13 protein-coding genes are annotated in these 12,119 nt (G+C 70.5%); 3 read left to right on the top strand and 10 right to left on the bottom strand.

Features of this window, described 5'->3' with window-relative positions; translation table 11 throughout:
• Positions 1-11: 11 nt before the first annotated feature.
• The 3 genes from ACQEV1_RS51100 to ACQEV1_RS51090 form a co-directional block, all read right to left on the bottom strand.
• Positions 12-1,013 carry a glycoside hydrolase family 11 protein gene (locus tag ACQEV1_RS51100; protein WP_433405379.1) on the bottom strand — a complete coding sequence of 334 codons (1,002 nt, stop codon included), beginning with the start codon at positions 1,011-1,013 and terminating at the stop codon, positions 12-14.
• 502 nt (positions 1,014-1,515) lie between these two features.
• On the bottom strand, positions 1,516-1,719 hold the full coding sequence (locus ACQEV1_RS51095; RefSeq protein ID WP_285629532.1) for a DUF6406 domain-containing protein: 204 nt from the start codon (positions 1,717-1,719) through the stop codon (positions 1,516-1,518).
• A complete protein-coding gene (locus tag ACQEV1_RS51090) occupies positions 1,706-2,023 on the bottom strand; it encodes a hypothetical protein (protein WP_433405376.1) in 318 nt (105 codons plus the stop codon). The genes ACQEV1_RS51095 and ACQEV1_RS51090 overlap by 14 nt, the downstream gene beginning before the upstream one ends.
• A gap of 455 nt (positions 2,024-2,478) precedes the next feature.
• Between ACQEV1_RS51090 and ACQEV1_RS51085 the strand changes: the two genes are divergently transcribed.
• Positions 2,479-2,931 (top strand): YdeI/OmpD-associated family protein, encoded by a 453-nt coding sequence (locus tag ACQEV1_RS51085; RefSeq protein WP_433405374.1) that lies wholly within the window; start codon positions 2,479-2,481, stop codon positions 2,929-2,931.
• 147 nt (positions 2,932-3,078) lie between these two features.
• On the opposite strand, the gene ACQEV1_RS51080 is transcribed toward ACQEV1_RS51085, so the two are convergent.
• Genes ACQEV1_RS51080 through bla (ACQEV1_RS51065) form a run of 4 tightly spaced genes read right to left on the bottom strand, consistent with a single transcriptional unit; the run spans position 3,079 to position 7,221 of the window.
• Positions 3,079-3,984 (bottom strand): serine hydrolase, encoded by a 906-nt coding sequence (locus tag ACQEV1_RS51080; RefSeq protein WP_285629535.1) that lies wholly within the window; start codon positions 3,982-3,984, stop codon positions 3,079-3,081.
• A complete protein-coding gene (locus tag ACQEV1_RS51075; protein ID WP_285629536.1) occupies positions 3,981-4,943 on the bottom strand; it encodes a LysR family transcriptional regulator in 963 nt (320 codons plus the stop codon). The genes ACQEV1_RS51080 and ACQEV1_RS51075 overlap by 4 nt, the downstream gene beginning before the upstream one ends.
• A gap of 34 nt (positions 4,944-4,977) precedes the next feature.
• On the bottom strand, positions 4,978-6,243 hold the full coding sequence (locus tag ACQEV1_RS51070; protein ID WP_433405370.1) for an MFS transporter: 1,266 nt from the start codon (positions 6,241-6,243) through the stop codon (positions 4,978-4,980).
• A gap of 6 nt (positions 6,244-6,249) precedes the next feature.
• Positions 6,250-7,221, bottom strand: a complete 972-nt coding sequence (bla, locus tag ACQEV1_RS51065) for a class A beta-lactamase (protein ID WP_433405367.1) — start codon at positions 7,219-7,221, stop codon at positions 6,250-6,252.
• A 62-nt stretch (positions 7,222-7,283) separates the two neighbouring features.
• Between bla (ACQEV1_RS51065) and bla (ACQEV1_RS51060) the strand changes: the two genes are divergently transcribed.
• Positions 7,284-8,204, top strand: a complete 921-nt coding sequence (gene bla, locus ACQEV1_RS51060; RefSeq protein ID WP_433405364.1) for a class A beta-lactamase — start codon at positions 7,284-7,286, stop codon at positions 8,202-8,204.
• Here the strand turns inward: bla (ACQEV1_RS51060) and ACQEV1_RS51055 are convergent.
• On the bottom strand, positions 8,201-8,740 hold the full coding sequence (locus ACQEV1_RS51055; protein WP_433405361.1) for a CbrC family protein: 540 nt from the start codon (positions 8,738-8,740) through the stop codon (positions 8,201-8,203). The two genes, bla (ACQEV1_RS51060) and ACQEV1_RS51055, sit on opposite strands and share 4 nt — an antisense overlap.
• A 29-nt stretch (positions 8,741-8,769) precedes the next feature.
• Positions 8,770-9,441, bottom strand: a complete 672-nt coding sequence (locus ACQEV1_RS51050) for a TetR family transcriptional regulator (RefSeq protein WP_285629541.1) — start codon at positions 9,439-9,441, stop codon at positions 8,770-8,772.
• 76 nt (positions 9,442-9,517) lie between these two features.
• On the opposite strand from ACQEV1_RS51050, the gene ACQEV1_RS51045 reads away from it, so the two are divergent.
• Complete coding sequence (locus ACQEV1_RS51045; protein WP_285629542.1) at positions 9,518-10,945, top strand: MFS transporter; 1,428 nt, start codon at positions 9,518-9,520, stop codon at positions 10,943-10,945.
• 54 nt (positions 10,946-10,999) lie between these two features.
• On the opposite strand, the gene ACQEV1_RS51040 is transcribed toward ACQEV1_RS51045, so the two are convergent.
• Positions 11,000-12,109 carry a S8 family peptidase gene (locus tag ACQEV1_RS51040; RefSeq protein ID WP_285629543.1) on the bottom strand — a complete coding sequence of 370 codons (1,110 nt, stop codon included), beginning with the start codon at positions 12,107-12,109 and terminating at the stop codon, positions 11,000-11,002.
• Between the last annotated feature and the right edge of the window lie 10 nt (positions 12,110-12,119).

Below are 12,119 nucleotides of genomic sequence, written 5' to 3'. Positions count from 1 at the left end.
GCAGGTCCTTCTCAGCTCGCGGTGCAGGAGACCGTCGGCCAGGTCCAGGTGCCGTTGGTCTGGATGGTGACGCCCCAGTTGTTGCCGTTGCCGTTCGGTCTGGCGGTCATCACCTGACCGCTGGAGTCCCAGCTTGGACTGGTGTTCCAGGTGGCGATGATCTTTTCGGGGGAGGGGACGTTCATGGTGACGGTCCAGTTGCTGGAGCCGGAGACGGCGACGTTGAGGTTGTAGCGGTCGCTCCACTGCTGGCCCGCGGAGAGCGTCGCGGTGCAGCCGCCGCCACCACCACCGCCACCGCCGCCGCCGCCGCTCGAGGAGTCCAGAGTGATGTTGGAGTTGCCGCTGCTCTGGTAGCCCTCGGTCGCGAGGATCTGGTAGTTGAAGGTGCCCAGGTTCATGCCGTAGCGGGACCACGCGTCGAAGTGGTTGCCGGTCGTGATGGTCCCGCCCGTTCGCTTGGACTGCCGGACGCTCCAGTACTGGTTGAACGTCGCGGTGCCGATGATCGAGGGGGCGTTGTAGCGGGTCGTCTCGTAGATGTCGTAGGTGCCGCCGTCGGTGGTCACCGTGCCCTTGTACGTGCCCGTGGGCCGGTAGTTGCCCCAGTTGTCGACGATGTAGTACTCCACGAGCGGGTTCGTCGTCCATCCGTACAGGGACAGGTAGGCGTTGCCCGATGTGTTGAAGCTGCCGGAGTAGGTCACGGTCCTGCGTGCGCCGGGATTCCAGCCCTTGCCGGCGACGAAGTTCCCGACGTTGCTCCATGAAGTGCCGTAGTTGCCGCCGGACCCGAGGGTCATGGAACTCGACCCGCCGCCGTCGGTCCAGAACGAGTAGAAGTAGCCGTTGTTGGTACCGGTCTGGTTGCTGGAGATGACCGTGTCGGCGTTGGCCGTGCCGGGCATGAGCGCCCCGGCCACGACCAGCGCCACGGCGCAGACCGCGTGGGCGAGCAGCCTGATGCCACCGCGTCCGCGGCCCTTCCTGGGGTAGGCGCGACTGTCGTTCATGTGCGTGCTTCCTCCTCGTGAACGCTGGCGGGGAGCCAGGCCGTGAACCCGCCGCGAGAACCGCCGGCGGCGACTCTCGCGTGGCGAGAAGTGCCGATCGCTGGGGCGAGTGTGCGCCCTATACGACATCGCGTCAACGATAGATTTCGAAATCTTTCGGTTGTCTCGTGACGTCGTTCACCCGCATGGCCATGACCTGCCGAATACGGCGCCGGCGGAACGGCGGTGGCTGTGAAAGCGGATGAAAGCCGGGCGGCGTACGGTCTGGGCAGGTATCACCCGAGGCCATGAGGCACGGGGGGATGGGTGGGCGCGCCAGTGGGTGCGCGGGCGGTCAGCCGTCGCCGAGGCCCGTTGGCGGTATGTACCTCGGCGCCCGTACGGGTCGCCTCTTCTCTCCCTTGCCCCTAGATCGATCCGTGACCTGTTGCAAGCCGGCGAACGTATCGAAATATTTCGAAACTTGATCGGCGTCCGTAAGGCGGTCGGAGACAGGGCGGGCCTATTCCACCTTGGTCAGCACGACCGTCCAGTCACGGCTTCCCAGGCCTTCGACGCGGTCCAGTTTCCATGTTTGGTCGCTGACCTGGAAGGTGTCACCGACATGAGATCCATCGGGAAGCATGGCGGCGTTGAAAACGCCGAAGCTGCCAATGGACGTATTCCGCTGCCTGCCGTGTTTCAAAAACATTTCAGATGGTGCCATGGCTATTCCAAGGTCGCATGCGCGACATCGAATATCGGGCCTCGTGCAGCCGTACCTCGTAGTTGCCGTCGTCGGTCTCCCGTACGCAGTCGCGTATCGCCTCAGGCCGATGGCCGGCGACGGCGCCGAGCGTCGCGATGATCCCGCAGTCGCCGAGATCACCCTGCTTGGTCTGTTCTCGCGTGGGCTCGCCGCGGGACAGCGGAGTACGGGTTCCGTCCGTGCGCTCCAGGGGAGTGTCGTAGCGGTCGGGAACCAACCGCGGATCTTCCCGCGGGTCCTGGAAGTCCGGCCGGTCCACCACTTCGGCCGGTTCCTCGCCGTCGTCGACCCGCTCAGAAGTGAAGGCACGCTTGAGGCTCGCGAGGATACCTCGCTCTGCCTCGCCGTCATCGTGGTCGGCGACGCGGGCGATATCGTCCGACGGTCCATCGCCGACGATGCCCTTTCGTCCGTCCTCGCGGTCCGAGGCGGCAATGGCGTCGTTGGCGGCCGCGGCGCCTTTTCGGCTGTCGGCACGGGAGGGGTAGCCGTCGACGCCCGGCCGGTCCGGCTGCGTCGCCGCTGCGGGGCGGTCCGCTTCTTCTCGACGGCCTCGACGTGGGTGTCGGAGTCGTCAATGCCCATTGGCAAGGCCGCTCCAGCGCCCGAAGTCCTCGACGGTCATCCCAGTGCACCTCCGCCGTCCGGAGACCGCCTGTCCCCCGTCTCGACCCAAGCAGAGCGATCCGGGACTCGCCACTGTTGCATAATCTCGGCATGAGGTTCCGTGCGACGGTACAACTGGACGGCAAGACCGCTACCGGCATCAACGTTCCGGCCGAAGTCATGGAGGCGCTCGGAGGCGGCAAACGCCCGCCCGTGAAGGTCACCATAAAAGGTCACACCTATTCCAGCACCGTCGGGACGATGCGGGGAGTGGCCAAGATCCCGCTCAGCGCGGAGAACCGCGAGGCCGCCGGGGTGAACGCCGGTGACGAGGTGGACGTGGACATCGAACCCGACGACTCTCCGCGTGAGGTGGCCGTACCAGACGATCTCGCCAAGGCTTTGCACGGCGACGCGGAGGCCGAACGTTGCTTCGAGGGCCTGTCCCCGTCGCGCAAGAAGGCGTACGTGACCTGGATCGAACAGGCCAAGAAGGCGGAGACCCGTGAGCGTCGCGTCGCCCAGGCGGTCACGGAGCTGAGCGAGGGCAAGCCCAAGCGCTGACCCGCGGCGGTGCGGCCCGCCCTGCCCGATCGAACGTCAGCCGTCCGCGTCGCCCAGGACCGCGGGTCATCGGCGTACCATGCCCGCCCGCGGGCCTGGCGAGAGATTCGTCAAGCGTGCAGATGATCGCTCGCGCCCGATCACGGGCTACGGGCGGCGGAGCCATTCGACGGCGAGTCGGGCGGCGGTGCCGATGACGGCGTCGGCCTGTGGGAGGACGGCGATCGGCAGGAGGGAGCGGGTGAACACGGCCACGGCGTAGCGGCCGCCGTCGGGGTACTCGACCACGCCGATCTCGTTGCGGATCGTCAGCAGCGTCCCCGTCTTGCCGCTGACCACCACGTCGTCGTACGGGAAGCCGGACGACAGCCGGTGCGGCCAGACCTGGAGGCCCAGCAGGCGGCGCATGGCCGCGCACTCGGCGGGTGGGGCGGCCTCGTCGCGCCAGATCAGGCCCAGCAGCCGGGTCATGTCGCGGGGTGTGCTGTGGCTGGTGCGGAGCGGGTCGAGGGCGCGCAGGCGGTCGAGCATGCCGGGTTCGTCCAGCCGGGCCCAGACCTCGCCGAACGTGCTCGCGCGGGCGTCGGTGAACAGGCTGTCGAGCAGGTCGCGGCCGCTGCCGTCCACGGCCGTGCCGGGCAGGCCGAGGTCGGCGGCGGTCGCGTTGACGGCCTCCAGCCCGACCCGGTCCAGTACGACGTCGGCGGCGGTGTTGTCGCTCACGGTGATCATGAAGCAGGCGAGGTCGCGCAGGGACATGCGGACCTCGTCCAGCAGTACGGACACGCCGGTCGGTCCGGTCGTGCGATCCCCGGGAGGCAGGGTGACGGGTTCGGTCGGGTCGAGCAGGCCCTCGGCGGCCTGCCGGTGGAAGGCGACGAGCAGCGGCACCTTGAAGACGGACGCGAGCACGACCGGTTCGTCGGCGTGGACCGCCACCTGCCGTCCGGTGTCGATGTCGGTGGCATGCAGGAAACCGGTCACCCCGGCGTCGCGGAACGCCGCCTCGATTCGCGCATGCACGTCCGTTCGCAGCTCGCCGGGCGCGCTCATGCGAGGAACCCCGAGGCCGGGCGCTGGACGACGCGGCGGGCGGGGGCGGCGTCGAGTGGGGCCATGCCCGCCTCCCGGCGCAGTACGGCGGTCGCGACGGCGGTGAAGTCGGCGATGGCGCGGGCCTGGTCGGGGTCGCGGGAGGGCCGCCACACACAGGACGTTCGCCAGGTGATCGGCTCGCCGAGCAGCGGGCGCCAGGTCGCCCCGGCGGCGTCCTCGGTGCGCGGCACCAGTGCCACGGCCGTCCCCGCCAGGACGAGACCCAGCGCGAACTGCGGATGCCGCGCCTGGTGTACGGCGGGCGGCGCGTACCCGTGGCGGCGGCAGGTGGCCAGCAACTCGTCGTACGCCCCGGGCGCCTCGTCGCGCGGGAACACCGCCAGGTCGTGCCCTGCCAGGTCGGCGAGGTGGACCTCGGCGGAGGCGGCGAGGCGCGAGGACGCGGGCAGGAGGACGCCGACCGGCTGGCCGAGCATCGGGCCGAGTTCGAGGTCGCGGGTGTCGCAGGGGTGCCGGACGATGCCGGCGTCGAGCGCGCCCTCGCCCAGGGCACGGATCTGCTCGGCCGTCCCGGTCTCGCGCAGTTCGAGCCGCAGGTCCGGGCGTTGCTCGCGGAACGCGGCGATCAGCGCGGCGACGATCGGGCCGCCCAGATCGCTCGGCAGGCCCGCGCGTACCGCGCCGACCTCGCCGAGGCGCGCCCGCTCGGCGACGGAGTAGACGCGGTCCACGCGGACGAGGATCTCACGGGCCTCTTCCAGCAGCAGCCGCCCCGGCGCGGTGAGCTCCACCTTCCGGCTCGACCGGTCGAACAGCCGGACCCCGAGTTCCTTCTCCAGCCGCTGGATCCGCTGGCTCAACGGCGGCTGGGCGATGCCCAGACGCTCCGCCGCGCGGCCGAAGTGCAGTTCTTCCGCGACCACGACGAAGCAGTTCAGATGCCCCACCAGGTTCACGACCGCCGATCATATCGATGCACGGGTTCGATAGTTAATTCGTTATCTCCGCTGGTCCGACACGGATGAGAGGCCGGGCGCAGGCCGCCGCCGACAGCGGCCCGAGGACGGCGAGCGCGGCCAGCGCGGTGGCCGCCCCCGCGGGCCCGATGTCGAAGAGAGACCCGACCGCGGGATCGCCCGCGAACACGACCATGCCGGAGACGAACGAGGACACCCCGAGGTAGGCGCCGATCCGTTCGGGCGGCGCGTACCGGGCGATGGACTGAAAGACCGAGGACTGCATGAGGCCCTGCCCGGCTCCGGCCAGAGCGGCGGCCGCCACCAGGCCGGCGACCTGCGGCACGTCGCCGTTCCCCTCCAGCGGAAGGAGCGCCAGGTAGCACGCGCCCATCAGCAGCAGTCCCGTCTGGAGGACTCGTGGGCGGTCGGCGCGGCTCCCGGCGGCGCACCACGGCTGCACGGCCGCCGTGGCCGCGGCGGCGACGCAGAAGAACACGGTCGTCCAGTTCGACCCGAAACCCTTGAGCGGCACGACCGTCGTCGTCTCCCCGGCGAGCAGGATGCTGGCGGCGGTCGCCCCGGCGAACCGGAGGAACGCCCGGTCGCGAACGACGGCCGCCATGCCCCGGAACGTCGCCGTACGAGCTCCGGCCGGGACCCGATCCGCCCCAGGACCGCGGCGTCCGCCCACGTACAGGAACAGGCCGCCGGCGATCGCCCAGCACCCGGCTCCGCCGGCGGCGAGAGGTCCGAAGCCGCCGTCTCTCAGGACGGCGAGTCCGACGAGCGGCGCCACGATGGCGGTGACCTGGCCACTGATCAGGTAGGCGGCGAAACCGGCCGGTCGGCGCGCGGGGGACGTCCCGGCGATGATGGCCTGTACGGCCGGTACGAACAGTGCGCCGCCCGCGCCGAGCAGGCAGGCCGCGCCGAACAGGCCGACCGGCCCGTCCGTCGTCGCCAGCAGCGCGAAGCTCGCGACGCGGAGCGCGCAGGCGAGCGCCCCGGTCCGGGGCGCCCCGAGCACGTCGATCAGCGCCCCCAGCGGCGGCTGCAGCGCGGACTGAACGAGGAACCGGGTGCCGAGCGCCAGGCCGATCGTCCCGGCGAGCAGGCCCACGTCGTGCCGCAGATGGGCGACGAGGTGCCCCATCACCGCGTAGTAGCCGAGCGCCGAGACGACCTGCACGCCCACGCCTACGGCGATCGCCCGGCGGTCGGCGGCGTCCCGCCCGGCCGGAGGCGGCGTGCCGGCCGGGCGGGACGCGACGGAGACGGCCGGGCCGCCGGATGGCATCGAGATCTAACCGGCCCGGCCGAGCCCGTGGGCGAGTACGGTCGCGGTCTCGGCGACGGCCTTCTCGTCGGTGGCACCGTCCGCGGCCCGGCTGTTGGTGAGGATCACCATGACCACCGGAGCGCCGGAAGGCGGCCAGGCGACCGCGATGTCGTTCGTGGCGCCGTACGTCGAACCGGTCCCGGTCTTGTCGGCGACGGTCCAGCCCTTCGGCAGCCCGGCCCGGATGCGCGCGTTCCCGGTCGTGTTGGCCTTCATCCAGCCGACCAGACGGGTGCGGTCGGCGGGCGCGAGCGCGTTGCCCAGCGTGAGCGCCCGCAGGTCGCGGGCGTAGACGGAGGGCATGGTGGTGTCGCGCTTCTCTCCGGGCCGCCAGATGTTGAGGTCGGTCTCCCAGCGGTCGAGCCGGCTGACCGGGTCACCGAGCGAACGATAGTACGCGGTGAGCCCGGACGGCCCACCGACCTGCTTGAGCAGCAGGTTGGCCGCCGTGTTGTCGCTCACGGTGATCGCCGCGTCGCACAGGTCGGCCACGGTCATGCCGGTGTCCACGTGCTGCTCGGTGACGGGCGAGTTGGCCACCACGTCGTCGCGGGTGTAGTGGACGACCCGGTCCATCAGCCCGGGGTCGGACCGGCGCGCCTTCTGGAGCACGGCCCCGGTCACCATGGCCTTGTACGTCGACGCCTCCGGGAACAGCTCACCGGACCGGTAGCTCAGGACCCGGCCCGTCCCGGTGTCGATCGCGTACGCGCCGATCCGTCCGTGATGCCGCTGTTCGAGCCCGTGGAGCCGCCGGCCGACCTCCGCCTGGGACGACGCGGGCGAGGTCGCGGGCGCGCGGAGCGACGCTGTGGCGCTCCGCGGCACGGCCTTCTGGGCGGTTGCGTCACCGCAGCCGGTGACGGCGACAAGGGCGGAAAGGGCGAGTCCCGCGGCGCCGAGCGCCGTTCGAGATCGTGGTGAGCCAGTGCGCATGCATGAGAGAAGATCAGAGCTCCACCGATTGTGTCCAATATTGGAATCGATTGAGCATTAATATGAGCACGCATATCGCAGCAGTTCAGAGCACCAATCGCCGCGCGCTTCTGGTGTCCGCGGCTCTCCTGCCGCTCGCGGGGTGCGGCGCGGATCGTCGCTCGACCGCCCGGCCGTCGTCCCCGTCGCCGGGTCGCGGCGCGCCGGACCTCTCGCGGTTCGCCGCGCTCGAACGCCGGCACGACGCCCGGCTGGGCGTGTACGCCCTGGCGACCGGCACGGGTGCCGTCGTGGCCTACCGGGCCGACGAGCGCTTCGCGTTCTGCTCCACCTTCAAGACGCTCGCCGCGGCGGCCGTCCTGCACCGCAACCCGCTCAGCCACCTGGACGAGCGCGTCACCTACACCAGGGCCGACGTCGACTCCATCTCGCCGATCACCCAGCACCACGTCGCGACCGGGATGACCATCAGGCAGCTGTGCGACGCGGCCATCCGCCACAGCGACGGAACGGCCGGCAATCTGCTCGTGCGCGACCTCGGCGGCCCCGCACGGCTGACCGCCTACCTGCGGGAACTCGGCGACACCGTCAGCCGCATGGACGACTACGAGCCGAAGTTGAACCGGATCCCGCCCCACGACCCGCGCGACACCACCACGCCACGGGCGATCGCCGCCGACTACCGCGCACTCGTGCTCGGCGACGCGCTGACCGCCGACCGGTGCACCCTGATCGGTGACTGGCTCGAACGCAACACCACGGGCGCCACGCGCATCCGCGCCGGCCTCCCCAAGGGCTGGAAAGTGGCCGACAAGACCGGCACCGGCGACTACGGCCGGGCCAACGACGTCGCCATCGTCTGGCCGCCCCACACCGCCCCGCTCGTACTGGCCGTCATGTCCGACCGATCCGGGTACGGCACCCCGCCGAAGGAGCCGCTGATCGCCGAGGCCACCAGGCAGGTCGTCGCGGCGCTCGCCTAGGTGAAGTCGGAGTACGCGAGGTGGGCGCCGCACGAGCGGCACTCGAAGAGGTACGCCGTCGGCCGGCCGCTGCGGTCGAGGGCCGCCAGATAGCCGTCGATCTGGTCGTCGGTCCAGCGGTGCGCGCCGAGCTCGGCCCGCAACGATGACAGCGCCGGTTCGTCTCCGCGCAGCTCACGCGCGCCCGCCGGGCCCAGGAACGCCGCGCCGTCGCCGCAGTGGAACAACCATCGCTCCTGCTGCCACCCGGAGAAACCCGGGGTGCGCCTGGCGATCGCGTCCACCACCGTGCCGTCGATCTCCGGGGGTCCGAGAACGTCACAGTAGGTGGCGTCGAACCGCTCGGCCGCGCTGCCGTCGGCGATGCACCAGGGGCAGAGTGCCGCCACCTCCTCCTCGCAGTACACCGGGCCGGTGTAGACGAGGCCGCGCCGCTGTGAGCAGTTGTCGCACGCCTGCTCCGACGCCTTGATCGAGCCCGTTCCCACCGGGTCCGGGTGGTAGACGAAGACCGGCAACTCCTCGAGCTCAGCCACCTCGATCACCTTAGTCGCGGGGCCTCCCGCTAACGCCTGGCGGCCAGGGCCTCGACGCCCGCCACGAACAGGTCGATGCCGAAGGCGAACTCCGCCTCCGGGTCGTCGATCTTGGTGAACGGGCCGGCCGCGGCGATCAGGCAGGGATAGCGCGACGGCGAAAGCGTCTCAATGCTGAGACGCTTGCGGCGGAGGTGTTCCGCGGCCTCCTCCTCCGTCTGCTGCGGCTTGAGGCCCGGGTCGCCGATGACCAGCGTCGTCACCGTGCGGAGCCCGTGCCGGCACAGCATCGCGCCCTCGGCCGGAGTGAATCCCGCGTCGGCGAGGATCCTCAGCGCCGCCTCCATGATGTCGAAGCAGTGCTGTGCCGCCTCGGGCTGCGTCGTCACCATGAGCGACGCCGCGTACGGGTGCGCCCGCAGCACGTCGACCATCGAGTTCATCAGCGTCCGCAGCCGCGACGGCCACGGCGCGGACGGGTCGACCGTGGTGTCCACGAGCGACCACAGCCGGTCGGCGAGGCCGTCCAGCAGCTCTTCCTTGTTCTTGAAATGCCAGTACAGCGCCATCGGCGTAACGCCGAGGTGTTGGGCGAGGCGCCTGATCGTCAGGCCGTCGAGGCCCTCCGTGTCCGTCAGCGCCAGCGCCCCGTCGACGACCGTCTCCCGGCTCAGCCGAGCCCGTTCCTCTCCAGTGGCCACTTGACAACTATACGTCGTACAGGGTCTTATACGCAGTACATGTACAACGTATAAGAACAACGTAGAGGAGCGGGGAATGGCCCCGACGAGACGCTGGTGGACCCTGGTGGGGGTCGCGCTGGCAACGTTCATGACCTTCCTGGACAACAACGTCGTCAACGTCGCGTTGCCGTCGATCCAGCGTGACCTGCACCTGTCCATCTCCGGCCTGGAGTGGATCGTGAGCAGCTACATCCTCGTCTTCTCGGGGCTGATGCTGGTCGGCGGCCGGCTCGCCGACGTGTACGGGCGCCGGCGGCTCTTCGTCGGCGGGATCGCCGTCTTCACCGTCGCCTCGCTGATCGCCGGACTCGCGACCAGCCAGGAGATGCTCATCGTCGCCCGCGTGCTCCAGGGCCTCGGCGCCGCCGCCAGCATCCCCTCGACGCTCGCGATCATCTCGTCGACCTTCCCCGACCCGAAGGAGCGCAGCCGGGCGGTCGGCGTCTGGAGCGCGGTCAGCGCTCTCGCTCTCGCCCTCGGCCCGTTCACGGGCGGCTTCGTGAGCGACCGCTGGGACTGGGGCTGGATCTTCCTGATCAACGTGCCGGTCGGCGTCGTCACGGTCGCGATCATCGCGATCTCGATGCGGGAGTCGCGGGACGCCGTACGGCGCCGGCTCGACCTGCCCGGCCTGGTCACCTCGGCGGTCGCGCTGTTCTCCGTCACGTACGCGCTGATCGAGGGGCACAACCAGGGCTGGACCTCGGCGGTGATCCTCGGCGCGTTCGCCCTGGCCGCCGTCGCCGCGGTGGCGTTCGTCATCGTCGAGAGGCGCACCGCGGACCCGATGGTCGACCCCTCCCTCTTCGGCATCCGCACCTTCAGCGGCGGCACCGGCGCGATGATCCTCTGGGGCTTCGGCGTGATGGGCGTCTACTTCTTCACCGCGATGTACCTGCAGAACATCCTGGGCTTCTCCCCGACCGAGGCGGGCGCGGCGTTCATCCCGATGGCCCTGATGATGGCCGCGATCGCCCCGGTCGCCGGCGTGCTGGCACGGCGGATCGGCACGCACGTCACCGTGGCGCTCGGGCTGACGCTGAACACGGCCGGTCTGATCATGCTCTCGTTCGTCGGCGAGCACGGCCACTTCATGGACCTGATGCCCGCGTTCGTGGCGTTCGGCATCGGCTCCGGCTTCACGATGATGCCGCTCAACGATGCGATCATCGGTGTGCTGCCACCCGGCCGCGCCGGCGCCGCCTCCGCCGTCATGAACGCCTCGCGCGAGGTCTCCGGCCTGCTCGGCGTCACGATCGTCGGCGCGATCCTCACCTCACGCCAGGCGGCCGTACTGCGGGGCGGCGCGACGGCGGTCCACGCGTTCCTGTCCGGTTACCAGCTCGCGCTGCTCATCGCCGCCGCGATCGTCTTCGTCGGCGCCCCGCTCAGCCTCGCCACGCTGCGCGCCCGGCGCCGTACGCCGGTGGTCGTCGAGCCGGAGGCCGTGCCGGTCGCCTGACACGGCAGCGAGAAGGGCCGGTCGCGGGGGCGACCGGCCCTTCTGGTGTCCAGGTCAGAGCGAACTCTTGTTCAGCAGCCGGTTGTGCGTGCCGGACTTGTTCTTCTTGATCACGCCGTTGACGGCGTGCGCGGTGATCCACTTCTGGATCGTGCCGAACGACGCCTGCCCGTACGCCGACTTGTACAGCGCCGCGACGCCCGCCACGAACGGGGACGCCATCGACGTGCCGCTCAGGTACTCGGTGCCGCCCTGGTAGGTCGACTTGATGTTCACGCCGGGCGCGTACACGTCCACGCAGGCGCCGTAGTCGCTGAACGACGCGCGGGTGTCGCTGGAGGAGCTGGCCGCCGCGGCCTCGACGCTCCCGGCGCTGGCCGGTGAGCCCTTGCAGGCGTCGGCGCCGTCGTTGCCCGCCGCCACCGCGACGAACACGCCGGACTTGGACAGCGCGGTGACCGCGTCGTTCAGCGCCGTCGACTTCGAGCCGCCCAGCGAGAGGTTGGCGACCGACTTGGCCGCGTGGTTCTTCCGCACCCAGTCGACGCCCGCGATGACGTCGGAGGTGCTGCCCGAGCCGTCGCAGTCGAGCACCTGCACCGCGTGCAGCCGTACGTTCTTGGCCACCCCGTACGACGTGGACCCGATGATCCCGGCCACGTGCGTGCCGTGGCCGTTGCAGTCCTCGTTGCCGTACACGGTGTCCGCCCGGCCGCCGAACTGGCTCAGCGTCGTCTCGATGCCCGTGTCGATCACGTACGCGTCCACGTTCGAGGCGGTGTGCTTGTACGTGTAGGTGTGCGACAGCGGCAGCTTCGCCTCGTCGATCCGGTCCAGGCCCCACGTCGGGCTCGTCTGCGTCGTGGAGGTCTTCATGACCTGGTCCTGCTCGATCGCGGCGACGCCGGGGTCGCGCCGGAGCCGGTCGAGCTGAGCCGCCGAGAGCTTCGCGGCGAAGCCCTTGCCGAACCGGTGGACCGTCGGGAAGGCGATCGCGCGTGAGACCTCGCTCGTGTCCTTCATCGTGACGATGTACTGGCCCCGGATGCCGTTGTCGGCGGCCATGGCGACCGCCACCCGCGGTGCGACCACCGCGCCGGACAGCGGCACGGACACGCATGCGACGGCGGTGAGGCCGAGGAGGAAACGGCGGGGGACCCGCATGGGGGCTCCT

The organism is Actinoallomurus sp. CA-142502, from assembly GCF_050936355.1.
In the GTDB taxonomy this organism is placed as follows: Bacteria; Actinomycetota; Actinomycetes; order Streptosporangiales; family Streptosporangiaceae; genus Actinoallomurus; species Actinoallomurus iriomotensis.
Note: the sequence above shows the minus strand (reverse complement) of the source record. Positions and strands in the feature narration are given on the sequence as shown.